This window comes from Streptomyces sp. NPDC048442 (assembly GCF_040651475.1).
Classification (GTDB): Bacteria; Actinomycetota; Actinomycetes; order Streptomycetales; family Streptomycetaceae; genus Streptomyces.
The window spans coordinates 139605-163596 of record NZ_JBEZKB010000024.1 but is presented as its reverse complement, the minus strand read 5'-3'; the positions used below and the strand labels follow the sequence as shown (position 1 = coordinate 163596).

General features: G+C 70.9%; 22 protein-coding genes and 2 tRNA genes. 4 read left to right on the top strand and 20 right to left on the bottom strand.

Annotation, left to right across the window (positions count from 1 at the left end; genetic code table 11):
* Window positions 1–123 precede the first annotated feature (123 nt).
* The 11 genes from yajC to pgsA all read right to left on the bottom strand — a co-directional run bounded on the left by yajC (window position 124) and on the right by pgsA (window position 9737).
* On the bottom strand, window positions 124–600 hold the full coding sequence (yajC, locus tag AB0D18_RS30190; protein ID WP_362425436.1) for a preprotein translocase subunit YajC: 477 nt from the start codon (window positions 598–600) through the stop codon (window positions 124–126).
* A 165-nt stretch (window positions 601–765) separates the two neighbouring features.
* Complete coding sequence (gene ruvB, locus AB0D18_RS30185; protein WP_362425433.1) at window positions 766–1836, bottom strand: Holliday junction branch migration DNA helicase RuvB; 1071 nt, start codon at window positions 1834–1836, stop codon at window positions 766–768.
* Between the two features lie 57 nt (window positions 1837–1893).
* Window positions 1894–2523, bottom strand: coding sequence for a Holliday junction branch migration protein RuvA (gene ruvA, locus AB0D18_RS30180; protein ID WP_362425430.1), 630 nt, complete (start codon window positions 2521–2523; stop codon window positions 1894–1896).
* Window positions 2520–3107, bottom strand: coding sequence for a crossover junction endodeoxyribonuclease RuvC (ruvC, locus tag AB0D18_RS30175; protein WP_362425427.1), 588 nt, complete (start codon window positions 3105–3107; stop codon window positions 2520–2522). The genes ruvA and ruvC overlap by 4 nt, the downstream gene beginning before the upstream one ends.
* Window positions 3108–3253: 146 nt before the next feature.
* On the bottom strand, window positions 3254–4009 hold the full coding sequence (locus tag AB0D18_RS30170) for a YebC/PmpR family DNA-binding transcriptional regulator (RefSeq protein ID WP_362425424.1): 756 nt from the start codon (window positions 4007–4009) through the stop codon (window positions 3254–3256).
* A gap of 97 nt (window positions 4010–4106) precedes the next feature.
* Window positions 4107–4700, bottom strand: a complete 594-nt coding sequence (pdxT, locus tag AB0D18_RS30165) for a pyridoxal 5'-phosphate synthase glutaminase subunit PdxT (protein ID WP_362425421.1) — start codon at window positions 4698–4700, stop codon at window positions 4107–4109.
* A 5-nt stretch (window positions 4701–4705) separates the two neighbouring features.
* The gene (pdxS, locus tag AB0D18_RS30160; protein ID WP_362425418.1) at window positions 4706–5614 is read right to left on the bottom strand and encodes a pyridoxal 5'-phosphate synthase lyase subunit PdxS; all 909 of its coding nucleotides are present in this window, start codon (window positions 5612–5614) and stop codon (window positions 4706–4708) included.
* 151 nt (window positions 5615–5765) lie between these two features.
* Window positions 5766–6311: a hypothetical protein gene (locus AB0D18_RS30155; RefSeq protein ID WP_362425415.1), complete on the bottom strand. Its 546-nt coding sequence runs from the start codon at window positions 6309–6311 to the stop codon at window positions 5766–5768.
* A gap of 524 nt (window positions 6312–6835) precedes the next feature.
* Window positions 6836–8011: a glycosyltransferase family 4 protein gene (locus AB0D18_RS30150; protein ID WP_362425412.1), complete on the bottom strand. Its 1176-nt coding sequence runs from the start codon at window positions 8009–8011 to the stop codon at window positions 6836–6838.
* Window positions 8008–8934 carry a phosphatidylinositol mannoside acyltransferase gene (locus AB0D18_RS30145; protein WP_362425466.1) on the bottom strand — a complete coding sequence of 309 codons (927 nt, stop codon included), beginning with the start codon at window positions 8932–8934 and terminating at the stop codon, window positions 8008–8010. Before AB0D18_RS30145 ends, AB0D18_RS30150 begins: the two co-directional genes overlap by 4 nt.
* A gap of 146 nt (window positions 8935–9080) precedes the next feature.
* Complete coding sequence (gene pgsA, locus AB0D18_RS30140) at window positions 9081–9737, bottom strand: phosphatidylinositol phosphate synthase (protein WP_362425409.1); 657 nt, start codon at window positions 9735–9737, stop codon at window positions 9081–9083.
* Window positions 9738–10049: 312 nt separating this feature from the next.
* Here pgsA and AB0D18_RS30135 point away from each other — a divergent pair, with 312 nt between their 5' ends.
* Both AB0D18_RS30135 and AB0D18_RS30130 read left to right on the top strand, forming a co-directional pair.
* Window positions 10050–12254 (top strand): elongation factor G-like protein EF-G2, encoded by a 2205-nt coding sequence (locus AB0D18_RS30135; protein ID WP_362425406.1) that lies wholly within the window; start codon window positions 10050–10052, stop codon window positions 12252–12254.
* Between the two features lie 242 nt (window positions 12255–12496).
* A complete protein-coding gene (locus AB0D18_RS30130; RefSeq protein ID WP_362425403.1) occupies window positions 12497–14152 on the top strand; it encodes a hypothetical protein in 1656 nt (551 codons plus the stop codon).
* A gap of 24 nt (window positions 14153–14176) precedes the next feature.
* Here AB0D18_RS30130 and AB0D18_RS30125 read toward each other — a convergent pair whose 3' ends face one another.
* From AB0D18_RS30125 to AB0D18_RS30110, 4 genes are all read right to left on the bottom strand, one after another.
* Complete coding sequence (locus AB0D18_RS30125; RefSeq protein WP_362425400.1) at window positions 14177–14725, bottom strand: HIT domain-containing protein; 549 nt, start codon at window positions 14723–14725, stop codon at window positions 14177–14179.
* Between the two features lie 85 nt (window positions 14726–14810).
* Window positions 14811–16793: a threonine--tRNA ligase gene (gene thrS, locus AB0D18_RS30120; RefSeq protein ID WP_362425397.1), complete on the bottom strand. Its 1983-nt coding sequence runs from the start codon at window positions 16791–16793 to the stop codon at window positions 14811–14813.
* A gap of 137 nt (window positions 16794–16930) precedes the next feature.
* Window positions 16931–18154, bottom strand: a complete 1224-nt coding sequence (locus AB0D18_RS30115; RefSeq protein ID WP_362425394.1) for a hypothetical protein — start codon at window positions 18152–18154, stop codon at window positions 16931–16933.
* Window positions 18154–18732: a DUF4365 domain-containing protein gene (locus tag AB0D18_RS30110; protein ID WP_362425391.1), complete on the bottom strand. Its 579-nt coding sequence runs from the start codon at window positions 18730–18732 to the stop codon at window positions 18154–18156. The genes AB0D18_RS30115 and AB0D18_RS30110 overlap by 1 nt, the downstream gene beginning before the upstream one ends.
* A gap of 194 nt (window positions 18733–18926) precedes the next feature.
* Here AB0D18_RS30110 and AB0D18_RS30105 point away from each other — a divergent pair, with 194 nt between their 5' ends.
* Window positions 18927–19655 carry a 3'-5' exonuclease gene (locus AB0D18_RS30105; protein WP_362425388.1) on the top strand — a complete coding sequence of 243 codons (729 nt, stop codon included), beginning with the start codon at window positions 18927–18929 and terminating at the stop codon, window positions 19653–19655.
* Between the two features lie 37 nt (window positions 19656–19692).
* Here AB0D18_RS30105 and AB0D18_RS30100 read toward each other — a convergent pair whose 3' ends face one another.
* From AB0D18_RS30100 to AB0D18_RS30090, 3 genes are all read right to left on the bottom strand, one after another.
* A complete protein-coding gene (locus tag AB0D18_RS30100) occupies window positions 19693–19872 on the bottom strand; it encodes a hypothetical protein (RefSeq protein ID WP_362425385.1) in 180 nt (59 codons plus the stop codon).
* 174 nt (window positions 19873–20046) lie between these two features.
* Window positions 20047–20118, bottom strand: a tRNA-Val gene (locus AB0D18_RS30095).
* Window positions 20119–20199: 81 nt separating this feature from the next.
* The gene (locus AB0D18_RS30090; protein ID WP_362425382.1) at window positions 20200–20643 is read right to left on the bottom strand and encodes an SRPBCC family protein; all 444 of its coding nucleotides are present in this window, start codon (window positions 20641–20643) and stop codon (window positions 20200–20202) included.
* Between the two features lie 113 nt (window positions 20644–20756).
* On the opposite strand from AB0D18_RS30090, the gene AB0D18_RS30085 reads away from it, so the two are divergent.
* Complete coding sequence (locus AB0D18_RS30085; RefSeq protein WP_362425379.1) at window positions 20757–23306, top strand: hypothetical protein; 2550 nt, start codon at window positions 20757–20759, stop codon at window positions 23304–23306.
* An 86-nt stretch (window positions 23307–23392) separates the two neighbouring features.
* Here AB0D18_RS30085 and AB0D18_RS30080 read toward each other — a convergent pair.
* Both AB0D18_RS30080 and AB0D18_RS30075 read right to left on the bottom strand, forming a co-directional pair.
* Window positions 23393–23464: transfer RNA gene (locus AB0D18_RS30080), tRNA-Val, on the bottom strand.
* Between the two features lie 69 nt (window positions 23465–23533).
* Window positions 23534–23986, bottom strand: coding sequence for a TIGR02611 family protein (locus AB0D18_RS30075; protein WP_362425376.1), 453 nt, complete (start codon window positions 23984–23986; stop codon window positions 23534–23536).
* Window positions 23987–23992 lie beyond the last annotated feature (6 nt).

Here is a 23992-nt window from a genome sequence, read left to right as displayed (position 1 = left end):
CGCATCTACGTGTGTGGTTTTGTGCTGTCACTGGGTGTCATCCACCCCCCCCCCCCACCGGCGGGGCGCGGCGCGCCCGCCCGCGGCGCGCCTCGTGGGCGACGCCGCGGTCCGCGGGGGTGGCTACTTCGCGTCGCCCTCGCCGTCGGCCTTCTTGTCCTTCGGCTCGGCGTCGGCAGCGGCGTCGGCGGCCGGCTCGTCCGTCTCGGGCTTCTTGCCGAGGTCGATGCGGGCCACGTCCGCGTCGTCGTCCGACCCGGTCAGCGACGAGGCGTCGTCCGGGACGACGGGAGCGTCGGAGTCGATCTCGGCGGCGTCCTCGCCGTGCACGATGCGGTTGTACTCCTCGTCGGAGAGGACCGCACCGATGGAGTTCTTCGCGTAGACGGCGTGGACGCCCGGGGCGACCTCAAGAAGGACCGTGTCGTCGTGAACCTCCTTGACCGTGGCGTACATGCCGCCGATGGTGCGCACGCCGGTGCCGGGCTGCATTTCGTTGCGCATCTGCGCAGCGGCCTGCTGCTTCTTCTTGGCGGACCGGGTCATCAGGAACATGGCCCCGATGAGCACGATGAAGGGGAGGAGGGTCACAACACTCACGGGACGGAACTTCCTTCGCACGACCGCACCGAAGGCGGCCTGTATATACGGGGGTGGGCATGCAGACCCGGAGGGTCGGCATCGGCGGAGTCTAAGCGAGTCCGCATCAATGGAACAACGTCCAGGATCGCACCGTGGTTCCTGACCCGGCGAGGCTCCACACCGTCAGGCCCCGAACAGACCCGGTTGTCCGCCTTTCGTGGCGCCCTGCTGCGGCGGCACCAGCCCCAGGTGGGCCCAGGCGGCGGGGGTGGCGACCCGGCCCCGCGGTGTCCTGGCCAGGAGTCCTTCTCGTACGAGGAAGGGTTCGGCGACCTCCTCGACGGTCTCGCGCTCCTCCCCCACGGCGACGGCGAGGGTGGACAGGCCGACCGGTCCGCCGCCGAAGAGCTTGAGGAGCGCGCCCAGGACGGCGCGGTCGAGGCGGTCGAGACCGCGCGGGTCCACCTCGTACACCTTGAGGGCGGCGGACGCGATCTCCTTGTCGATGATCCCGCCCTCCGTCTTGACCTGGGAGTAGTCGCGGACCCGGCGCAGCAGCCGGTTGGCGATGCGGGGGGTGCCGCGGGAGCGGCCCGCGATCTCGGCGGCCCCGTCCACGCCGATCTCGACGTCCAGGAGGCGGGCCGAGCGGTGGATGACGCGCTCAAGCTCGGAGGGTTCGTAGAACTCCATGTGCCCGGTGAAGCCGAAGCGGTCGCGCAGCGGCGGCGGCAGCAGTCCGGCCCGGGTGGTGGCACCGACCAGGGTGAAGGGGGGCAGTTCGAGGGGGATGGCGGTGGCGCCGGGGCCCTTGCCGACGATGACGTCGACGCGGAAGTCCTCCATCGCCATGTAGAGCATCTCCTCCGCCGGGCGGGACATCCGGTGGATCTCGTCGAGGAAGAGGACCTCTCCCTCCTGGAGCGAGGAGAGGATCGCGGCGAGGTCGCCGGCGTGCTGGATGGCCGGGCCGCTGGTGATGCGGATCGGGGCGTTCATCTCGGCGGCGATGATCATGGAGAGGGTGGTCTTGCCGAGGCCGGGGGCGCCGGAGAGCAGGACGTGGTCGGCGGTGGCGCCACGGGCTCGGGCCGCGCGCAGCACCAGGTCGAGCTGCTCACGCACCTTCTCCTGACCGACGAACTCCTCCAGGTCCTTGGGGCGCAGCGCTGCCTCGACCGCCTGGTCCTCGCCGTCGGCGGAGGAGTCGACCAGCCTCGGGTCGGTGTCGGGTGCGGTCTCGTCCCAGTTCATGTGCGGATCTCTCGGGTCGGCTGCGGTACGTGCTGCGAGGTGTCAGGACTGCTGCGGTCAGCGGGCACGGTTGAGGGTCTGGAGGGCCGCGCGCAGCAGCTGCGGCACCGGCGGCTGGGCACCCTCGGCGAGGGCGGCCTCGGCCTGCGGGGTGACGGCCGCCACTGCTTCCTCCGCCTCGCGGGAGGCGTATCCGAGGCCGATCAGCGCGGCGCCGAGCTGCTCGCTCCAGGGGGCAGGGCCCGATGCGGCGCGCTGGGCGCCGAGCTGTCCGCCGGTGCCGAGCGGGGCGCCGAGCCTGTCCTTCAGTTCGAGGAGTAGTTTCTGTGCGCCCTTCTTGCCGATGCCGGGGACGGCGGTGAGCGCCTTCTCGTCCCCGGTGGACACCGCGAGCCGCAGTGCGTCGGGGCTGTGCACGGCGAGCATGGCCTGGGCGAGGCGGGGGCCGACGCCGCTGGCGGTCTGGAGCAGCTCGAAGACCTGCCGTTCGTCGTCGTCCGCGAAGCCGTACAGCGTGAGCGAGTCCTCCCGTACGACCAGGGACGTGGCGAGCTTGGCCGCTTTGCCCATCCGGAGGGTGGACAGCGTGTTCGGCGTGCACTGGACGGCCATGCCGACGCCGCCGACCTCGATGACCGCGGTGTTCGGAGCGAGGGCGGCCACCGGGCCACTGACGAAGGCGATCATGAGGTGCGGCCTCTCTGTACTGAACGGGTCTGTACTGAACGGGTCTGTGGGGTACGGGTCTGTGGGGTACGGGACTTGTGCGCGGCTACCGCCTGCTGGAGCCGGTTCTGTGCGGGGGCCCGCCAGATGTGGCAGATGGCGAGGGCGAGGGCGTCGGCCGCGTCGGCCGGTTTCGGCGGGGCGTCGAGCCGCAGCAGCCGGGTCACCATCGCCCCGACCTGCGCCTTGTCCGCGCGGCCGCTGCCGCTGACGGCGGCCTTGACCTCGCTGGGGGTGTGCAGGGCGACGGGGATGCCGCGGCGGGAGGCGCAGAGCATGGCGACGGCGCTGGCCTGGGCGGTGCCCATCACCGTACTCACGTTGTGCTGGCTGAACACCCGCTCCACGGCGAGGACTTCGGGCCGGTAGTCGTCGAGCCACTGCTCGATGCCCTGCTCGATGGCGACGAGGCGCAGCCCCAACTCGACGTCGGCAGGCGTCCGTACGACCCCCACCCCGCACATGGTCAGTGGGCGCCCGGCCACCCCCTCGACCACACCGACACCGCACCGGGTCAGCCCCGGGTCCACGCCCAGTACCCGCATGCCGCCCCCTCTTCGCCTCTTCGCTCACCTGTTTGTGCAGGCTATCGGCTCGCACTGACAATCAGGTCCGGCAACGCGACGGGCCGACGGGGATGTCCCCGTCGGCCCGTCGTCGTACTGGCAATGCTGACTGCTCCGACTGCTGACTACTCTTCGTCGAGCGCGGCCATGACCTTGTCGCTGACGTCGAAGTTGGCGAAGACGTTCTGCACGTCGTCGCTGTCCTCCAGCGCGTCGATCAGCTTGAAGATCTTGCGCGCGCCCTCTTCCTCCAACTCGACCTGCATGGTCGGCACGAAGTTGGCGTCCGCCGAGTCGTAGTCGATGCCCTCCGTCTGAAGCGCGGTGCGGACCGCGACCAGGTCGGTCGCCTCGCTGATCACCTCGAAGGTGTCGCCGAGGTCGTTGACCTCTTCGGCACCCGCGTCGAGCACCGCACCCAGCACGTCGTCCTCGGAGAGCTCGCCCTTGGGGACGATGACGACGCCCTTGCGGTGGAAGAGGTACGAGACGGAACCCGGGTCGGCCATCGAGCCGCCGTTGCGGGTCATCGCGACGCGCACGTCCGAGGCGGCACGGTTGCGGTTGTCGGTGAGGCACTCGATGAGCACCGCGACACCGTTCGGGCCGTAACCCTCGTACATGATCGTCTCGTAGTCGGCGCCGCCCGCCTCAAGGCCACCGCCGCGCTTGACCGCGGAGTCGATGTTCTTGTTGGGGACGGAGCTCTTCTTCGCCTTCTGGATGGCGTCGACCAGCGTGGGGTTGCCCTCGGGGTCGATGCCGCCCGTGCGGGCCGCGACTTCGATGTTCTTGATCAGCTTCGCGAAGAGCTTGCCGCGCTTGGCGTCAATCACGGCCTTCTTGTGCTTCGTCGTAGCCCATTTAGAGTGGCCGGACATCTGCCTGTCTCCTTCGCGTAACCAATTCTGCTGCGTTCGGCAGAGATCCTACCGGGATCTGCTCGGCTGACTGCGCTCAGGAGGCAGGCGGCTGCGCTCAGGAGGCAGCGCGCACCATGTCCACGAACATCGCGTGCACCCGGTGGTCGCCGGTGAGCTCCGGATGGAAGGACGTGGCGAGCGCGTTTTTCTGTCGTACGGCCACGATGTGACCGCCGTGCTCGGCGAGCACCTCGACCTCGGCGCCCACCGACTCCACCCACGGCGCCCGGATGAAGACGCCCTCGACGGGGCCGTCTTCGACGCCGTCGACGTGGACGGTGGTCTCGAAGGACTCGTTCTGCCGTCCGAAGGCGTTGCGGCGCACGATCATGTCGATGCCGCCCAGGGTCTCCTGGCCGGACCGCGGATCGAGGATCTTGTCCGCGAGCAGGATCATGCCGGCGCAGGTGCCGTACACGGGCATGCCGTCGGCGATGCGCTCGCGCAGCGGCTCCAGCAGGCCGAAGAGCGTCGCCAGTTTGGAGATGGTGGTGGACTCCCCACCGGGGACGACCAGCCCGTCGACCTCGGCGAGCTCCTCGGGGCGCCGGACCTCCCTGGCCGTGGCGTCGGCCACGGCCAGGGCGATCAAGTGCTCCCGTACGTCGCCCTGGAGGGCCAGGACGCCGACAACGGGGTTGCTCTTCATGCTTGTTACCAGCCCCGGTTGGCGTAGCGCTCGGACTCGGGGAGGGTGTCGCAGTTGATGCCGACCATGGCCTCGCCCAGGTTGCGCGACGCATCCGCGATGATCTTCGGGTCGTCGAAGAAGGTGGTGGCGCGGACGATGGCGGCGGCGCGCTTGGCCGGGTCGCCGGACTTGAAGATGCCGGAGCCGACGAAGACGCCCTCGGCACCGAGCTGGCGCATCAGCGCGGCGTCGGCGGGGGTGGCGACGCCACCGGCGGAGAACAGCACCACGGGGAGCTTGCCGAGCTCGGCGACCTCCTTGACCAGCTCGTACGGGGCGCGGAGGTCCTTGGCGGCGGCGAACAGCTCGTTGTTGTCGTAGCCGCGCAGCTTGGCGATCTCGTTCTTGATCTGGCGGAGGTGACGGACCGCCTCGACGACGTTGCCGGTGCCGGCCTCGCCCTTGGAGCGGATCATGGCCGCGCCCTCGGCGATACGGCGCAGGGCCTCGCCCAGGTTGGTGGCGCCACAGACGAAGGGGGTGGTGAACGCCCACTTGTCGGAGTGGTTGACCTCGTCGGCCGGGGTCAGCACCTCGGACTCGTCGATGTAGTCGACACCGAGCGACTGGAGGACCTGGGCCTCGACGAAGTGGCCGATGCGGGACTTCGCCATGACCGGGATCGACACGGCCTCGATGATCTCTTCGATCATGTTGGGGTCGGACATCCGGGCCACGCCGCCGTCCTTGCGGATGTCGGCGGGGACCCGCTCCAGCGCCATGACGGCGACGGCACCGGCGTCCTCGGCGATCTTCGCCTGCTCGGCGTTGACGACGTCCATGATCACACCGCCCTTGAGCTGCTCGGCCATGCCGCGCTTGACGCGGTCGGTGCCGGTGGCGGGGGTGTGGGGGGTGGTGTTGCTGGACATCTGATCGACCTCGCTCGAAGACGGAAGGCAAAGCGTTTCTGCGGGTTCCCGCGCCGAATCCGCGCGAACTACCCGCACCGCTGAGGAAACGCCCTGGACCAGTCCACTGCAAGAGCCAATGAGTAGCCGGTGGATCGTTTTCGCGGCTCCCTCAGGTGCCGGGGCGGTCGGCGAGGGCCACCGGAGGCTCGTCGTCCATCTCGAAGGCCATCGGGAACGGGGCGTGCCCGGCCAGCCGGAACCACCGGACCTTGCGGTGCCGGCGCAGGGCGCGGGCCGCCCGGACCGAGTCGTTGTGGAACCGCCGCGCCATCGGCACCCGGCGTACGGCAGCGGCCAGCTCCCCCGCCGCCTCTTCACCGCCCGGGGCCAGCTTCAGCGCCTCCACCTGCTCCGGCTCCCCGAACACGGCCCGCAGCGCCTGACTGAGCTCGCTCTCCGCGACCTCCCGCTGCTCCTCCTCGGCCTGCCGGGCGTCGTGCGCGGCCTGGTACAGCACGATCGACGAGGCGGGATCCAGCACCCCCGAGGTCGCCAACTCCTGTGTCACGGAAGCCCTTCGCAACAGCTGCGCGTCGAGGGCGGCACGGGAGGCGTCGATACGGGCGTGCAGCCGGTCGAGCCGGCCTGCGGTCCAGCTGAGATAGAGGCCGATCGCGAAGAGGGCAACGACGATCCAGATGAGGGTAACGGTCACCTGCCGAGGCTACCGGGCCACCACCCACGGGCCGGGCGCCCCACCATCCTCTGGGCAGCGTGCCCACCCCCTTGGGCAACGGGGCCGGTGGTCGTCGTGCGGGCGCGTCGCGGCTGATCGCGCAGTTCCCCGCGCCCCCAAAAGCCTGCCCCTGACCCCCGAGCCCCCTAGCCCTCTTGGGCAGCGGGGCCGCCCCCCGGGGGCGGGACGGGTGGGCAAGGGGGCGGCCCCCACGCAGAGCACGCCCCCTCCTCGACCGCACCCGCTCCGCCCTCGCGCCCCGTGCGGCCCGGTGGGCCGCTTCGCGGATTCGGCCCCTCCCCACCCCTCCACCTAAACCGCTCGCCGCGGGGCGGGAAAAGCATCACGGCTGGCGCCGGTGGGGGCGGGCGTCCCGGGCTGCGCCCGGTGCACGGCTGCGCCGCGCGTCCTCAAACGCCGGACGGGCTGAAGTCGCTGGACCAGGCTGAAGGTGCGCGGACGGGCTGGAGGGGCACGTCCTCACATGCCGGACCGGCCCCCGCTCAGTCCCGGCCCATCCTCGCCCGCGCCCTCGCCACCCTCCCCGGCCGTTCCTCCTCCGTCGTCGGTACCACCGACGCCGCCCCGTCCATCACCGTCTCGTACACCGACAGGATGTCCGCCGCCACCGTCGACCAGTCGAAGCGCCGTACGTGCAGCGCTCCGCGCTCGCTCAGCTCCGCGCGTCGTCCGGCGTCGCCGAGGAGCCGTACCGCCGCAGCGGCCAGCGCCTCGGCGTCCTCGTTCGCGAACAGGTCGCCCGCCGCCCCCTGGTCCAGCACCTGCGCGAACGCGTCCAGGTCGCTCGCCAGTACCGGCGCCCCCGCCGACAGCGCCTCGACCAGGATGATCCCGAAGCTCTCGCCGCCCGTATTGGGGGCCACGTACACATCGACGCTGCGCAGCAGCCGTGCCTTGTCCTCGTCGCTGACCATGCCGAGGAACTCCACCCGGGAGCGCATCTCCTCGGGCAGCGAGGCGACCGCCTCCTTCTCGTCGCCGCGTCCCGCGACCAGCAGCCGGGTGCCGGGGCGCTCGGCCAGGATCCGGGGCAGGGCCCGCATCAGTACCGGCAGGCCCTTGCGCGGTTCGTCGATGCGGCCGATGAAGCCCAGGGTCTGGCCCTGCCACTCCTCCTTCGGCTCGGCCTTCGCGAAGAAGTCGACGTCGACCCCGTTGGGGATCGTGACCGCGTCCCCGCCCAGGTGCTCCACCAGCGTCCGCCGCGCGTACTCGCTCACCGCGATCCGCGCGCTGATCTTCTCCAGCGCGGGCTGCAGGATGGAGTACGCGGCGAGCATGAAGCGCGAGCGGGCCGTGGAGGTGTGGAAGGTCGCCACGATCGGGCCCTGGGCGGCCCAGCAGGTCAGCAGGCCGAGCGACGGGGCCGCGGGCTCGTGGATGTGGACCACGTCGAAGGTCCCGTCGTGCAGCCACCGCCGCACTCGGGCCGCCGACAGGACACCGAAGCTCAGCCGCGCCACCGACCCGTTGTAGCGCACCGGAACCGCCCGCCCCGCCGACACCACGTACGGCGGCAGCGGAGTCTCGTCGTCCGCCGGGGCCAGCACCGACACCTCGTGCCCGAGCCCGATCAGGTGCTCGGCGAGGTCCCTGATGTGGAACTGGACGCCGCCCGGCACGTCCCACGAGTAGGGGCAGACGATGCCGATCCTCACGCGCTCTCCCCCGGCCGCGCCTGAAGATCCGCCAGCCACAGTCGTTGCAGCATGTGCCAGTCCTCCGGATGCTCGGCGATCCCGGTGGCGAAGGCGTCGGCCAGCGCCTGTGTCATCTCTGACGTCTTGTCGTTCCGTGTGCCTGTCTCGGGTACGTCCACGGGCGGATGGATCCGGCCCCGCATCATCTTCGGACCGTCGTACCAGAGCGTCACCGGCAGCAGCAGCGCTCCCGTCTGCTGTGCCAGGATCGCGGGCCCGGCCGGCATCCGCGCGCTCTCGCCGAAGAACTTGACCTCGATGCCCGAGGCCGAGAGGTCCCGGTCGGCGACCAGACAGACCAGCCGGCCGGCCCGCAGCCGCCGGGCGAGCGTCCCGAAGGCGGAGCCGCCCGTGTGCGGGACGACCTCCATGCCGAGGCTCTCGCGGTACGCGACGAACCTGTCGTACAGCGTCTCCGGCTTGAGCCGTTCCGCGACCGTCGTGAAGGGGTGCCCGAGGAAGGTGGTGACCCACGCCCCGGCCAGGTCCCAGTTGGCCATGTGCGGCAGCGCCAGGACGACGCCCCGGCCTGAGTCGAGCGCCTCCGTTATCCGGTACGAGTCCTGGATGTCGACGTCGGCGGCGATCCGCTCCGGGCTCCACGCGGGCAGCCGGAAGGACTCCATCCAGTACCGCATGTACGAACGCATGCCGGCCTTCGAGAGGGCCGCGAGCCGCTGGGCACTCGCGTCGGGCACGACCCGGGCGAGGTTGGACTCCAGCCGCAGCACGCTCTTGCCGCGCCGCTTCCAGGCCCGGTCGGCGACGGTGCGGCCGAGGGCGGCGGCAACCGGCTCGGGAAGCTTCTTGACGCCGCCCCAGCCGAGCCCGTACAACCCGTCGACCAGCCGGTCCTTGGCGGTCGGCCGCTCGCTCCGCACGCTGTCCCCGGCCTTCGATCCGTCCTTGGCTTCCGATCCGGCCTTGGCTTCCGACGCGTTTTTGGCTTCCGATGCGTCCTTGGCTTTCGGCTGCTCGGTCTTCACGCTGTCCTCGGCCTTCGGCTGCTCGTCCTGCGATCCGCTGCTCACGACGCGGCCCCGTTCCCGGTCGCCGCGTCGGCCTCCGCCGACTCCCGGCGCACCGTCACGACCCGCTGCCCCAGGGTCACCAGGGAGCCCACCGCGACGACCCACAGCGCGATCGGCAGCAGCACGTCGACGCCCGGCAGCCCGAACTTGTGCAGTCCGGCGACCCCGGCCGCGACCAGCGTGATCACGAGCCGCTCGGCCCTCTCGACGAGGCCGTTGACCGCGACCGGCAGCCCGATCGCCTCGCCGCGGGCCTTGGTGTACGAGACGACCTGACCGCTCGCGAGGCAGAAGATGGCGACCGCGCACAGCACGTTGTCGTTGCCGTTGCCCGCGTACCAGAGGGCGAGCCCGCCGAAGATGCCCGCGTCGGCGACCCGGTCCAGCGTCGAGTCGAGGAACGCGCCCCACCGGCTCGACACCCCTGCCTGCCGGGCCATGTTGCCGTCGACGAGGTCGGAGAAGACGAAGAGGGTGATGACGATGGTGCCCCAGAAGAACTCCCCGCGAGGGAAGAAGACCAGCGCACCCGCCATCACTCCGGCCGTACCGATGAGCGTGACCGCATCCGGACTCACTCCACGACGGAGCAGAAATGCGGCAAACGGCGTGAGGACACGCGTGAAGAATGCACGCGCGTACTTGTTCAGCATGGCCTTCCCGAGGGGTCGGATCGCCGAGCGGCCCCTATGGCAACCGGCTGGCCCATCGTAGCCACGACCACCCGGCTCCACCGCCGGGCACCCGCCCACCGCCGTGTCCGTACGACAGATGGCGGCACCCGGGCGGCCGACCGGAGCCCAGGCGCCGCCGCACACACGGTGGACCGGGCTATGGACGCGCGGTGACCGGAGTGGAAAGCTCGAAATTACCGCGGGCGTCATCGGTGCCGCCACGCCGCTGCGGGACCTCATGTCCGCGCCCCTTCTCCTCACCGTGCACATTTCCTCGGGAGGCCGGAAACCATGGGCGACAAGACCAATCCGAACGCACACCCCGGAGCCGCCGGCAGGGCGACAACGGCCGACCACCCCGCATCCGTACGGAACGTGGTGCTGGTCGGCCACAGCGGATCGGGCAAGACCACACTGGTGGAAGCCCTCGCGCTCGCCGCGGGGGCGGTGAACCGGGCGGGCCGCGTCGAGGACGGCAGCACCGTCTCCGACCACGACGACATCGAGCACCGGCAACAGCGCTCCGTACAGCTCTCCCTCGTCCCCGTCGAATGGGACGGCATCAAGATCAACCTGCTGGACACCCCCGGATACGCGGACTTCGTCGGAGAGCTGCGGGCCGGCCTGCGGGCCGCCGACGCGGCCCTCTTCGTCGTCTCGGCCTCCGACGGCGTCGACGGCGCCACCCGCATGGTGTGGGAGGAGTGCGCCGCCGTCGGCATGCCGCGCGCCATCGTGGTGACCCACCTGGAGGCGGCCCGCGCCAACTTCGAGTCCATGACCGACTTCTGCGCGGACGCCTTCGGCGGCGACGACCCGGACGCCGTACTCCCGCTCTACCTCCCGCTGTACGGCGACCACGGCGCCGACGGACACGCCCCGGTCGCAGGCCTCCTCGGCCTGCTCTCGCAGAGGATCTACGACTACTCCTCCGGCGAGCGCAGGGAACTCTCCCCCGACCCCACCCAGCTCCCGCGCATCGAGGCCGCCCGCGCCCGGCTCATCGAGGGGATCATCGCCGAGAGCGAGGACGAGTCCCTGATGGACCGCTACCTCGACGGCGAGGACATCGACCTGAAGACCCTCGTCGGCGATCTCGAACGGGCCGTCGCCCGCGGCACGTTCCACCCCGTGCTCGCCGCCGCACCCGCCCCCGAGGGCAGCCGTCAGGGACTCGGCACCGTCGAGCTCCTGGAGCTGATCACCGGCGGCTTCCCGACCCCCGCCGAACACGAGCTCCCCGCCGTCACCACCCCGCAGGGCCTGGCCGCTCCCCCGCTGACCTGCGACCCCGCGGGCCCGCTGGTCGCCGAGGTCGTCAAGACCGCATCCGACCCGTACGTCGGCCGGATCTCCCTCGTACGCGTCTTCTCCGGCACGCTGCACCCCGACGAGACCGTCCACGTCTCCGGGCACGGCCTCGCCGACCGGGGCCATGCCGACCACGATGTCGACGAGCGGGTCGGCGCCCTCTCCTCGCCCTTCGGCAAACAGCAGCGCCCCCTCTCCCACTGCATCGCCGGCGACCTCGCCTGCGTGGCAAAACTCACCCGGGCCGAGACCGGCGACACCCTCTCCGCCAAGGACGACCCGCTGCTCATGGAGCCGTGGACGATGCCCGACCCGCTGCTCCCGCTCGCCATCCAGGCACACAGCAAGGCCGACGAGGACAAGCTCTCGCAGGGCCTGGCCCGGCTCGTCGCCGAGGACCCCACGATGCGCCTGGAGCAGAACCAGTCCACCCGCCAGCTCGTCCTGTGGTGCCTGGGCGAGGCACACCGCGACGTCGCCCTGGAGCGGCTGCGCGCACGGTACGGGGTCAGGGTCGACGCCGTCGGCCACAAGGTGTCGCTGCGCGAGACCTTCGGCGAGAAGACCTCGGGGCGCGGCCGGCACGTCAAGCAGTCCGGCGGCCACGGCCAGTACGCCATCTGCGAGATCGACGTCGAGCCGCTGCCGCCGGGCACGGGCGTCGAGTTCGTGGACAAGGTGGTCGGCGGGGCGGTGCCGCGCCAGTTCATCCCGTCCGTCGAGAAGGGCGTACGCGCCCAGGCCGCCCGCGGTCTGGCCACCGGGTATCCGCTCGTCGACGTACGCATCACCCTGCGGGACGGTAAGGCGCATTCGGTGGACTCCTCCGACGCGGCGTTCCAGACCGCCGGTGCGCTGGCCCTGCGGGAGGCGGCCGCCGACGCCCGGATCGACCTCCTGGAGCCGGTCGCCCAGGTCACCGTCCTGATCCCGGACCACTACGTCGGCCCCGTCATGAGCGACCTGTCCGGCCGGCGCGGCCGCGTGGTGGGCACCGAACAGGCCGGCCAGGGCCGCACCCGGGTCCGCGCCGAGGTCCCCGAGGTCGAGATCGGCCGGTACGCCGTCGACCTCCGCTCCGTCTCGCACGGCACCGGAAGCTTCAGCCGTACGTACGCACGACACGAGCCGATGCCGCCCCAGGTCGCGGCAAAATTCCGCGAACAGGAGCAAAAAGACAGCTAGTTGACCGATTTGCGGTGATGTCTCCCACCCCAATTCCACCCAATTCGCTTGCGGTGGGCGGCATTCCGCGCTCCCATGACCCACAGGAACACGAACACGTCATCGCCTCGATACGCTGTGACCCCAGCTCAGAAGGTGTGCGGGGCGCGGCAGTTGGGAACAGGCCGCAGTGCAGGAAGCGTCGGCCGCGCCAAGCGGCGGCGCCGGGCAGTGTCGTACGGCGACGGTCGATGGGGGCGGTAGTGGCGGACTCGGGATTCGACTTCTCACCCGGTGCACAGGTACCGCTGCAGGGCGCGGCAGGACAGACCGCGGCCACCCACGCACTGGCCTCGGCGGCGTACCGCGACAGCCCGGCGACCGCCCTCCTCGACGCGAACAGCGAGTGGCACAAGTCCGAGGTGAAGAAGGGCAAGCTCTCCCTCTTCGAACCGAACCTCGGCGAGGCCTTCTCGCGCGCCGTCCAGGTCCGCATGCTCGGCGGCGCCCGCAAGGCCCTCATCCAGTCCTTCGGCACCGAACCGCAGACCGTCGTCGAGCACTGCCTGGCCGCCACCAACATCCGCAAGGCCCGCGACGCCAGACTCACCTTCGTCATGGGCGTCTTCGGCCTGCTCTTCCTGCCGGGACTGCTCCTCTGGCTGGCCGTCTTCCAGCTCCGCCGCACCATCGCGGGGGCCAAGGACAAGAAGGCCGGAGCCCTCGGCACCGCCCTGCTCGTCGCCTTCGGCGGCCTGGTCGTGATCTTCCTGATCAAGCTCCCCTTCAACGGCTTCCTCGGCATCTACCTGCGCGCCATGGTCGTCGCCCCCGTCATCGGCTGGCTCTGGGCCAAGCAGATCTGCGAATCCACCGCCAGGGACCTCCGCGAGCGCTGGTCCGCACTCCTCTCCGGCGGCGGCATCGGCGCCAAGATCCCCGAGGCCGTCCCCAAGAGTCCCGGCGAGATCAACGCGGAGAACCTCCGCCAGGGCCTCGCCCGTCTCACCGCCGAGCAGCAGTCCAACTCGGTCTTCTACGCGGGTCCCAAGGGCATACTCGGCATGGGCACCCGCTGGGGCAGCTGGCAGCTCGCCGAGGAACTCAACCGGGCCGACCCCGCCAAGGAGATCCACGGCTTCCGCAGCTGGGACGTCATCAGGGCCATCCACGACCAGCTCCGCATGCTGGAGCGCGGCCCCCTGCACACCGGCGGCTTCCCCACCCCCTCGGTCAAGCACTGGATCGTCGCCCCCGTCGGCGAGAACGCGGGCGAGGTCAGCCGCCCCGAGGGCCAGGACGTCGACGCGTACCAGATCAAGAACCACGAGATACAGCGCATCTGCAACGAGCAGCAGTTCGGCGCCGGCAACCGGCACTACCTGGGCGTCCAATTCACGCTGTGGGACGGCCAGTTGGTCATCACCATGCTCATCACGGTGACCGTCCTGCACGAAACCCTGCGCATCGAGGTCACCGGCCACGCACTCGGCCCGGTGCACTCCCTCTTCACCTCGAAGCCGAAACCGAAGACGGAGACGGTCAGCAAGACGGTCAGGTTCTGGGAGACCAAGGACCGGGAGCTGCCGCTGATCGACACCACCGAGGTGGTACGGCTCAGCGTCCGTGCCCCGCTGACCTGGTTCCCGAACGTCCTGGACTTCTTCGGCGGCAAGATCTCGCTGCCCGAGCCGTTCGGCCTGCGGCACGCCTGGGCGGAGAAGCCCTGGCGGCACCGCTTCATGGCCGACGACGCGATGCGCGCGGCGGCGCCGGTGCTGCGGGTGGTGCACACCGCCGCCATCAAGGTTTTGGAGGACCACGGGGTCGACACCGAACGCTTCAACGGCCGTTCGATGTTCCTCAGCGGCATGATCCAGGACCCGTCCCCGCGCAGGGCCGACGTCTACGACGCGTGAAGGCCGTGCATACGACGCGCGAAGCTATGCGGGCCACACGTCGGCGAGCATCTTCCGCGTATCGGCGAGAAGCTGCGGCAGCACCTTGGTGTGCCCGACGACCGGCATGAAGTTGGTGTCCCCGCCCCAGCGGGGCACCACGTGCTGGTGCAGGTGCGCGGCGATCCCGGCACCGGCCGCGGCGCCCTGGTTCATCCCGAGATTGAAGCCGTGCGCCCCGGACGCCATGCGCAGCGCGATCATCGCCTTCTTGGTGAAGAGCGCGAGCTCGGCGGTCTCGGCGTCGTCGAGATCCGTGTAGTCGGCGACGTGCCGGTACGGCAGGACCATCATGTGGCCGCCGTTGTACGGGTACAGATTCATGATCGCGTAGACGCTCGTGCCGCGCGCGACGATCAGCGACTCCTCGTCGCTGTGCGCGGGAGCCACGCAGAAGGGGCAGCCGTCGTCGGAACCGGGTCCGGTCGGCTTGTTCTCACCCTGGATGTACGCGATCCGGTGGGGCGTCCACAGCCGCCCGAACCCGTCCGGCTCGCCCACCGGTCCACTCTGCTGCTCCGGCTCTGTCGTCATGGGCAAAGCATAGGCGGACGACCTGGGGCGACAGCAGAGAGGGCAGCCCCTGACGGAACTGCCCTCCCGGAACCCTTTGCAGGTGCTAGACCTGCACGCGGCGCTCTACGACATCGACGAGCTTCGCGACCGCCTGGTCACGCGGAATCCCGTTCTCCTGCGAACCGTCGCGATAGCGGAAGGAAACCGTCCCGGCGGCCATGTCCTCGTCACCGACGAGGATCATGAACGGAACCTTGGCCTTCTGATGGTTGCGGATCTTCTTCTGCATACGGTCGGAGGAGGAGTCCACCTCGATGCGCAGCCCCTTCTTCTTCGCCTCCGCGGCGAACTCCTGAAGGTACGAGACGTGCGCGTCGCCGATCGGAATCCCGACCGCCTGCACCGGAGCCAGCCAGACCGGGAACGCACCCGCGTAGTGCTCAAGAAGCACGCCGAAGAAACGCTCGATCGACCCGAACAGCGCCCGGTGGATCATCACCGGCTGCTGCTTGGTGCCGTCCGCCGACGTGTACTCCAGGCCGAACCGCTTCGGCTGCTGGAAGTCGACCTGGATGGTCGACATCTGCCAGGACCGGCCGATCGCGTCGCGCACCTGCACGGAGATCTTCGGCCCGTAGTACGCGGCCCCGCCCGGGTCCGGAACCAGCGGAAGCCCCTGCTTCTCGGCGGCGATCCGCAGTGCCTCGGTGGCCTCCTCCCACTCCGCGTCCTCGCCGATGAACTTGTCGGACTCGGGGTCGCGGGTGGAGAGCTCCAGCTCGAAGTCGGTCAGACCGTAGTCGCGCAGCAGGTCCAGCACGAAGGTCAGCAGCGAGTCGAGCTCGTCCGGCATCTGCTCCTTGGTGCAGTAGATGTGCGAGTCGTCCTGGGTGAAGCCGCGCGAGCGGGTCAGCCCGTGCACGACGCCCGACTTCTCGTACCGGTAGACGGTGCCGAACTCGAACAAGCGCAGCGGCAGTTCACGGTACGAACGCCCGCGCGCCTTGAAGATCAGGTTGTGCATCGGGCAGTTCATCGCCTTGAGGCGGTAGTTCTGCTCGTCGAACTGGACCGGCGGGAACATGCCGTCCGCGTAGTTCGGCAGGTGCCCCGAGGTCTCGAAGAGCTTCTCCTTCGAGAGGTGCGGGGTGTTCACGAACTCGTAGCCCGCGTCCTCGTGGCGGCGCCGCGAGTAGTTCTCCATCTCCTTGCGGATGGTGCCGCCCTTGGGATGGAACACGGCCAGGCCGGGGCCGATCTCCTCGGGGAAGGAGAACAGGTCCAGCTCCGCGCCCAGCTTGCGGTGGTCGCGCTTCTCCGCCTCGACGAGGAACTCCAGGTACGCCTTGAGCTCGTCCTTGGTCGGCCACGCGGTGCCGTAGATGCGCTGGAGCTGCTTGTTCTTCTCGCTGCCGCGCCAGTAGGCGGCGGCCGAGCGCATCAGCTTGAAGGCGGGAATGTTCCGGGTGGTCGGCAGGTGCGGGCCCCGGCAGAGGTCCTTCCAGCACAGCTCGCCGGTCTTCGCGTCGAGGTTGTCGTAGATGGTCAGCTCGCCGGCGCCCACCTCCGCGTCCGCGCCGTCGGCGGCCTGGGCCGCGTTGCCCTTGAGGCCGATGAGCTCCAGCTTGTACGGCTCGTCGGCCAGCTCCACCTGGGCGGCTTCGTCGGTGGTGACCCGGCGCGAGAACCGCTGCCCGCGCTTCTGGATTTCCTGCATTTTCTTCTCGACGCGCTTGATGTCCTCCGGGGTGAAGGGCTCGGCGACGTCGAAGTCGTAGTAGAAGCCGTCCTTGATGGGCGGCCCGATCCCCAGCTTCGCCTCCGGGAACAGCTCCTGCACCGCCTGCGCCATCACGTGCGCGGTCGAGTGCCGAAGGATGTTGAGGCCGTCCTCGGAGGTGATCTCGACCGGCTCGACCTCCTCGCCGTCCTTGACCTCGTACGACAGGTCCTTCAGCTCGCCCGCGACACGGGCGGCGACGATCGAGCGCTCGCCGGCGAAGAGCTCGGCTGCCGTAGTGCCCGTCGTCACCACGCGCTCTTCCCGCTCGGAATCGCGTTGGATGAACACACGGACATCTGACACCGGTCTCTCCTGACTGAGGGGGGTGCGCACCTGTGGAAGCGGCACGCACCCGAATCGTACCGAGCGACCGGGCCCGCACGCGAAACGGTTATCCGCTCCCCACCGGGTCCCCTTGCCCGCTCCCCCACCAGGTCCCCTCATTCCTCCCCGCTGCACGCCTCCTCGAAGAAGTCCAGGTTCTCGTGCAGCGCCTTCATCAGCCGGTCCCGCTCCGCCTCGTCCACCTGCACGGGAGCGATCCCCGACGCCCCGGTCAGCCGCCGGAATCCGCCCCGGCTCTCCAGCCGGCCCCTGACCTGGACGGGCAGCCCGACGAGGTGCGCGTGCCCGGCGATGCGGTACGCCTCCTCGTCCAGCACCGTCCGTATGTACGGCACCTCGGCCCCCGCCAGTACCCGCAGCCGCACCGTCCCCCCACCGCGCGGCGCCGACCTGCGCATCCGTACGACGGCGCCCGTGATCCGCACCGGTACGGACGGCTCGTCGCGCCGGTAGCGGGCACCCGCCGAGCGCAGCGCGGGCAGGTCACCCGGTGAGAACTCGACCACCTCCGGCCGCACCGCGCACCCGGGCGGCACCCCGGCCGCCGGGGCCCAGGCCAGCGCGATCCGGGCGCCCTCGGTGCCCTGCACCAACGCGACGACCGCATCGGTCAGTTCATGGCTGACCCCGGCCTCCACCGCCGCGTCGAAGGCCTCCATGCCGCCGGTCGCACGTTGGTAGTCGGCGGCCTCACGGGTCGCGTGCAGCGCGTGATGCAGCCGTACGACGGTGGAGCGCCCGGTCGCGACCGGCACGAAGGCGGTCAGGGTGCGCCCGCCCGTCCCCGCCCCCACCAGCACACCGTCCAGCGCCGACTGTGCCTGCCGCCGGTGCCGCGCCCCGTAGTACCCGGCCCGGCCCCGTGCGGCGAGGGCCCCGGCGAGCAGCATCTGCCGGGCCGCCGCGCGCAGTTTCTCCTGGGCGGGCCAGGCCGCGGCCCCTGCCACGTCCTCCGGTACGTCCCGCGACCAGCGGACCTCGTCGCTGGGCACCGCGAGCTGCACCAGCACCTCGCGGGCGGACGGCGCGGGGCAGCGCTCCAGGGCGGTCAGTGCCTCGCCGAGCAGGTCGTCGCTGTCGGGGAAGGCCCGCGATTCCGGTACGAGGAGGCTGGTTCCGCCGCCGCTGGGCCCCGGTGGGGTCCAACGCGCGTAGCGTCCCGCGGCTCCGCCGCGCCGCCGCCAGCCGTGCCGGGCGAGCAGCGCGCCGAGGACGGCGGGGTCGACCTGGGCGGGTTCGGGCCCGCCGCCGGCCCAGCTGCCTGCGGTTTCGCTCGGGTGCGGTCGTCCGGAATCCTCGATCGGCCGGTACCGGTGCATCAGGGTGTCCCTCCCGCCCCGACGCGGGTCATGATCTCGCAGAGGGCTCGGTCGTCGAATATCCGCGAGGTGGGGACCCGCACGTTGGTCCTGTTCCGGCCGGTCACGGGGTGTCCGGCCAGGTTGGTCCAGTAGCAGCAGTGCCGCAGGTCGAGCCGGTCGTGCCCGGCCCGCAGCCAGTCGTCCCGGCTCCTCGGCACCAGCATCACGACCAGGATCTTGTGCACCGATACGGGGGTCCGCGCCAGCTTCACCAGGTGGTCGTTGTCGAGGGTGAAGGAGAAGGCGGAGCCCTGCGGGTGCGGGGCGATCTGGTACGTGCACTTGAGCTGGACCTTGATGGTCACTTCGTCGTCGATGGCGTGCACGGGGGATCCGTGGCTGACGTGCCAGTCGATTCCGTTGTCCGGAAAGGGCTGGGAGAGCGAGCAGCCGGCGGCTGCCGCGACCGCGTGCAGATAGCCCACCTGGAGTGTCTCCATGCAGGCGGTGGTGGCGAGCGCGCCCCGCAGCGGGTGCTCCTGGTGGGAGATCCGCTCGGGCAGCAGCCCGCCCGGTTCGGGCTGCGTGAGCGCCATGGCTGACGTGTGCCTTCCGGGGCCGTGCCGATCAGGGTGGGTGTCACGGGCCGTCAACTTGCGGGTCCGTCACCTGTGTTGTCTCCGTACGGCTTATGGCGTAAACGGCCCGGGTATCACCGCTTCGGGCAGAAAGCGCACCGGGTCCATCCGCGAGGCACGCCATCTGCCGGGAGCTCAAGAGGAGTTGGGACATGACGTGCTGGTACGAGGGGCCCCTGGCGGCCTTTGACACGGAGACCACGGGTGTGGACGTGGAGGGAGACCGGATAGTTTCGGCGGCCCTCGTGGTCCAGGACACGGCGGGAGCACGGTTTCGCGCCACCCGATGGCTGATCAACCCGGGCATCCCGGTCCCTGCGGGGGCCACCGAGATACACGGGCTGACCGACGAGCACCTGCAGCGCAACGGCCGGTGGCCGTCGCCCGTGGTGGAGGAGATCGCGCGGGCCCTGGCGGAGCAGTGCTCGGCGGGCCGGCCGCTGGTCATCATGAACGCGCCGTTCGATCTGACCATGCTGGACCGGGAGTTGAGGCGGCACCGGGCGTCGTCGCTCTCCCGCTATCTGGAGGCCAGGCCGCTGTACGTACTGGACCCGCGGGTCCTGGACAAGCACCTGGACCGGTACCGCAAGGGCCGCCGCACCCTGAGCGATCTGTGCGCGCACTACGGCGTGGAGCTGGACGGGGCGCACGACGCGACGGCGGACGCGACGGCCTCGCTGGAGCTGGTACGGGCCGTGGGCAGGCGGTTCGCGTCCCGGCTCGAACGATTGTCGCCCGCCGAACTGCACACTCTGCAGGCGGTGTGGCACGCGGCCCAGGCGCGTGGCCTGCAGGCGTGGTTCGCGCGCAACGGTTCTCAGGAGGCGGTGGACCCGGCGTGGCCGCTGCGCCCGGAGCTGCGGGCCCAGGCGGCCTGAAGCCGGGGGCTGTTCGGGAGCGCTCGGGGCCGATGGCTCAGGAGGCGGAGCGTTTGACGGCGACGAGTCCGGCTATCGCCGTGAGGCCGACGGCACCCGCCACCACGCTGAGCAGGACCTGGAAGACGCCGTCCAGTGCGGAGCTGAGAAGGCCGTTGGCGGCCACGGAGGCCGCCAGCAGCATCCACAGCAGCGCTTTGACCATGGTGTTGTCCATCGAGCAGTGCTCCTCTGTCGGTACGGGGTGTCCGTGTGCCGACCACGCTAGGAACATCGCGGGCGCGGGACCAGGGAGCCCGCCCCCATGTCGGAGGTGGTGCCAGCCACACCCCAAGAGCACTTCCGGAATGCGAAAAGCCGGTCCGTCAATGACGGACCGGCCTTTCCCAGGTGGGCGATACTGGGTTCGAACCAGTGACCCCTTCGGTGTGAACGAAGTGCTCTCCCACTGAGCTAATCGCCCGGGAACGGGTTGAACCATACAGCGCTTTTCAGGTTGGTTTCAAACCGCGAGTCCCACACCGCGACTTTCACACCGCGAGTTTCACACCGCGAGCGCGGCGGCCGCCCCTCTGCGCCCCGCACGCATCATCAGCGCGTGGTTGGCGAGGAAGACGGGGCGCCCCGGGACGGCGAGCCGGCGCAGCAGCGGCTTGTGCACGTCGACCACTTGCTCGTAGTGGGCGCGGGTTCCGGTGCCGTACGGCAGGATCGTCCAGCGCACCCAGCCCTCCAGGTCTCCCGTCATGCCGATCTCCAGGACTGAGGCGACCGGGTCGCGCCGCAGTGCGTGTGCGGTGACCAGCAGGTCGTACGGGAGGAAGGACCGGAAGCGGGCGGTGCCGGTGCGGTCGTCGACGGCGGTGACCTCCCGCACCTGCGGCCACCACCTCGGGTAGTCCTCGGCGCGTTCCAGGAGTGTGTAGACGTCCTTGGGCGGGGCGGGCAGTTCCCAGACGCTGCGGAAGCGGTAGTGACACCAGTCCATGGGGCAAGTCTGCGGGTACCGGAGCGTACTCACCCCGTGTTCGCCGCACCTGAGTAGCCACTTTGAGTATCCGCGCCCATGCGGGATGCGCTCCGGGCCCCCAGACTCGCGGCATGATGAACGTTCCGCCTCTCGCACCGGCCGAAGAGCTGGTGCTCCTCGACCGCGAGCTGGTCCAACTCGACGTGCGCAGGGAGCAGTTGCTGCTCCGCCGCGCCTGGCTGCTGCGGATCCTGCATTCGCCGGCCGCACACCCGCCCCGCGCACCCTGGCAGGACGCACCCCGCTCGCGCGCCGCGACCTCCACCGCCGGCTCCCCCTCCGCCCCCGCACGGAGCGCCCAGAACGTGCTGCTGACTCTCGGCGGGATCCTCCTCGCGGTCGCGGCGCTGGCGTTCACCCTGGTTGGCTGGGGGCAGTTGGGCATCGCGGGACGTTCCGCCGTACTGGGCCTGGTGACGCTGGCCGCACTGTCCGCGCCCGCGTTCCTGGTCCGGCGCGGGCTGGTGGCAACGGCGGAATCGATCGGCGTGCTCTCCCTCCTCCTGACGGCCCTGGACGCGTACGCACTCCACGAGGTGGCCTTCGAGAACGCCGACAGCACGGCGTACAGTGCGGTGGCCTCGGCCCTCCTCGCCCTCCTCTGGGCGTCGTACGGCCTCTTCCTCCCCCGCCTGCGCACACCTCTCCCTGCGGCGCTCCTGGTCGCTCAACTCCCCCTCACTCTCTGGGTGTTGTCGCACTCCGCGACGGAGCTCCCGGTCTCCTGGGCACTGCTGGCGACGGCAGCCCTGGACACGGCCGCAGCAGTCCTGGCCCTCAGGCACAGGGCGGCCCCCGTCGCCCCCGCGAGCCCCGGCGCGCCGTCGGTGACGACCCCGGCAGCTCCCGCAGCCGCCGTCCCCCCTGCCGGCCGCGCCGCCCAGCTCGCCCGCAGACTCGTCCCGGTCGGCGTTCTCGCGGCTGTCTGCGCCTGGCCGGCCGGAAGTTACGTCTTCCTGTCCGCCCTCGTCATGTCCGTGGACGCGGCGACGGCGGCCGAAGCCCTCCCGTCGTCCGTCCTGCTCCTCGCCTGCGCCGCCCTCGCCCTGGCCGCCTCCTTCTGCCGTCCGCAGCTCGCGACCGCGCTGGTGGCGGGCCTGGCGCTGGTCGCCGCGGCGGCGGGCACGGCGCGCCCCGCGCTGCCCCTCGCCTGGACGGCTCCCGCCTACCTCCTGTGCGCACTCGCCGTCCTGGCACTGTCCGAGGTTCGCACTCCCCGCCTCCCCCGTCTCCCCCGTCCTGTCCGGCACGGCCTGGCCGCATCGGCCGCGGTGGTCGGCGCCGGTGCGGTCCTCTCGACGGTTCCCGCGCTGGTCCTGACCGTGCTGTCGGGTCCCGCCTCCCGGGTCGCCGCCCCGTGGCAGGGCCTGCCTTCCACCCTCCGCGGGACGGTGGAGTTCGACGTGCCCTGGCACGTCCTCTCCAGCGCCCCTCTGGTGCTGCTCCTCGCGGCGGCGGCCCTCGCCGTGCTCCACCGCCGCTCCCCGCACCCGGCGACAGCGGTCGGCACCGTCCTGCTCGCCACCGCAGCCGCCCTCCTGCTCCCGACCTCCCTGGACCTGCCCTACGTGGCCGCGCTGTGCCTGTACGTCGCCCTGACCGCGGCCGCGCTGACCCTGACCACCGTCGCCTCGGCTCTCGCGCCTGCGGCCGGCGCTCCTGGTGTCCGTACCGCCTTCTCGTACGCGGCTCTGGGCGCCGGCGGCGTCACGGCGGGCGCGGTGTCGTGCCTGGCGCTGGCCTCCCGGGGCACCACCTTTGCGGTGTTCGGCGCCCTGCTGGTCCTGTTCACCGCCCTGGCCGTACGTACTCCGGACCCGGCCGTCCGGGCGGTGGGCGCGGTCGCCGCCGTCGGGTACGCGACCGGTCTGGCCTGCGCGGGCGCCGCCGCTCTTGCCCTTCCGCCGCAGCAGGCCGCACTGCTGGTCCTCGCGGTGCCCGCCGCGGTCTCCCTGCTCGCGGTGCGCGTGCACAGCGTCCCGGCCGAGATCGCCGCCACGATCCCCGCACTGCTCGCCGTGGGCCTGGCCGCAGGTCATGCGTCGATGCTGTCGCTGGTGCTCGCCCTGTGCGGGGTGATCGCCGCCGGGACCGCGGTCCGCCCGGACCGCCGGGCGGTCGGCTGGGCGGCCGGCGCCCTGTTCCTGCTGGCCACCTGGGTACGCCTCGCGGCCTGGGGCGTCGGCGATCCCGAGGCGTACACGCTGCCGGTGACGGTCCTGGCGCTCGCCGTGGGGGTGCTGCGGCGCCGCCGCGACCCGCAGGCGTCCTCCTGGACCGCGTACGGCCCCGGCCTGGCCGCGACCCTGCTGCCGAGCCTCGCCGCTGTCTGGGTCGACCCGTACTGGCTGCGTCCGCTGCTGCTGGGCCTCGCGGCGCTCGTGGTGACCCTGCTGGGCGCCCGGCACCGGCTCGGTGCCCCGCTGCTGCTCGGCGGCGCCGTCCTGTCCCTGGTCGCGCTGCACGAGCTCGCGCCGTACGTCGTCCAGGTGGTCGGGGCGCTGCCGCGCTGGCTGCCCCCTGCGCTGGCCGGCCTGCTGCTGCTCGCGGTGGGCGCCACGTACGAACAGCGGCTGCGCGACGCCCGCCGGCTGCGCGAGCGGCTGGGCCGGCTGCACTGACCTGCCGCCCGGGGCTCGGAGCCTCGGGCGGGGAAACGGCAGAGGCCCGAGAGACTGAATCAGTCTCTCGGGCCTCTGCTCCCGGGTGGGCGATACTGGGTTCGAACCAGTGACCCCTTCGGTGTGAACGAAGTGCTCTCCCACTGAGCTAATCGCCCGGGCACAGAGAGAACATTACCGCATGTCAGCGCGTGCCCCCGACCACTTTTCAGGTCACTGGCGGACCGTCATTCGTCGATCTTCCAGGGCATCACGATGCCGAACTTCCAGACGTAGATCCCGACCAGTACGGCGACGATCACCAGCCCGACCGTGGTGAGGATGATGTTCCGCTTCCGCACCTTGGGATCGAGCGCCTTCTGGGCGGCCTCGGTGAGCTTCCGCTTCGTCCAGCGCATCACCAACTGCGCCCAGACGAACTCGGTCGCCCAGATCGCCATGCCGCCGAAGATCACCACCCAGCCGGGACCCGGCAGCGGCAGCATGATGATGCCCGCGACCACGACCGCGAGGCCGACGACGAAGACGCCGACCTGCCAGCTGAGGTGCAGCGTCCTGCGTGCCTGGATGTACTGCGGCGCACGCGATCCGAGCTCTCGCTCGTCGGTGGCGCCCCCCGTAGCGGGGTCGGTCGTCGCCGCTGCGACATCCCTGTCCCGTCCGTCACTCTCCGCATTCATGGGCGC

What these genes read in the sequence shown, in the direction of transcription:
- AB0D18_RS30125 (WP_362425400.1), bottom strand. Translation starts at nt 14,725, where the DNA reads ATGACGACAGAGCCGGAGCAGCAGAGTGGACCGGTGGGCGAGCCGGAC.
- AB0D18_RS30135 (WP_362425406.1), top strand. Translation starts at nt 10,050, where the DNA reads ATGGGCGACAAGACCAATCCGAACGCACACCCCGGAGCCGCCGGCAGG.
- ruvA (WP_362425430.1), bottom strand. Translation starts at nt 2,523, where the DNA reads ATGATCGCCTTCGTCAGTGGCCCGGTGGCCGCCCTCGCTCCGAACACC.
- pdxT (WP_362425421.1), bottom strand. Translation starts at nt 4,700, where the DNA reads ATGAAGAGCAACCCCGTTGTCGGCGTCCTGGCCCTCCAGGGCGACGTA.
- AB0D18_RS30090 (WP_362425382.1), bottom strand. Translation starts at nt 20,643, where the DNA reads ATGGACTGGTGTCACTACCGCTTCCGCAGCGTCTGGGAACTGCCCGCC.
- AB0D18_RS30085 (WP_362425379.1), top strand. Translation starts at nt 20,757, where the DNA reads ATGATGAACGTTCCGCCTCTCGCACCGGCCGAAGAGCTGGTGCTCCTC.
- pgsA (WP_362425409.1), bottom strand. Translation starts at nt 9,737, where the DNA reads ATGCTGAACAAGTACGCGCGTGCATTCTTCACGCGTGTCCTCACGCCG.
- AB0D18_RS30105 (WP_362425388.1), top strand. Translation starts at nt 18,927, where the DNA reads ATGACGTGCTGGTACGAGGGGCCCCTGGCGGCCTTTGACACGGAGACC.
- AB0D18_RS30170 (WP_362425424.1), bottom strand. Translation starts at nt 4,009, where the DNA reads ATGTCCGGCCACTCTAAATGGGCTACGACGAAGCACAAGAAGGCCGTG.
- AB0D18_RS30075 (WP_362425376.1), bottom strand. Translation starts at nt 23,986, where the DNA reads ATGAATGCGGAGAGTGACGGACGGGACAGGGATGTCGCAGCGGCGACG.
- pdxS (WP_362425418.1), bottom strand. Translation starts at nt 5,614, where the DNA reads ATGTCCAGCAACACCACCCCCCACACCCCCGCCACCGGCACCGACCGC.
- ruvC (WP_362425427.1), bottom strand. Translation starts at nt 3,107, where the DNA reads ATGCGGGTACTGGGCGTGGACCCGGGGCTGACCCGGTGCGGTGTCGGT.
- AB0D18_RS30100 (WP_362425385.1), bottom strand. Translation starts at nt 19,872, where the DNA reads ATGGACAACACCATGGTCAAAGCGCTGCTGTGGATGCTGCTGGCGGCC.
- ruvB (WP_362425433.1), bottom strand. Translation starts at nt 1,836, where the DNA reads ATGAACTGGGACGAGACCGCACCCGACACCGACCCGAGGCTGGTCGAC.
- AB0D18_RS30115 (WP_362425394.1), bottom strand. Translation starts at nt 18,154, where the DNA reads ATGCACCGGTACCGGCCGATCGAGGATTCCGGACGACCGCACCCGAGC.
- AB0D18_RS30110 (WP_362425391.1), bottom strand. Translation starts at nt 18,732, where the DNA reads ATGGCGCTCACGCAGCCCGAACCGGGCGGGCTGCTGCCCGAGCGGATC.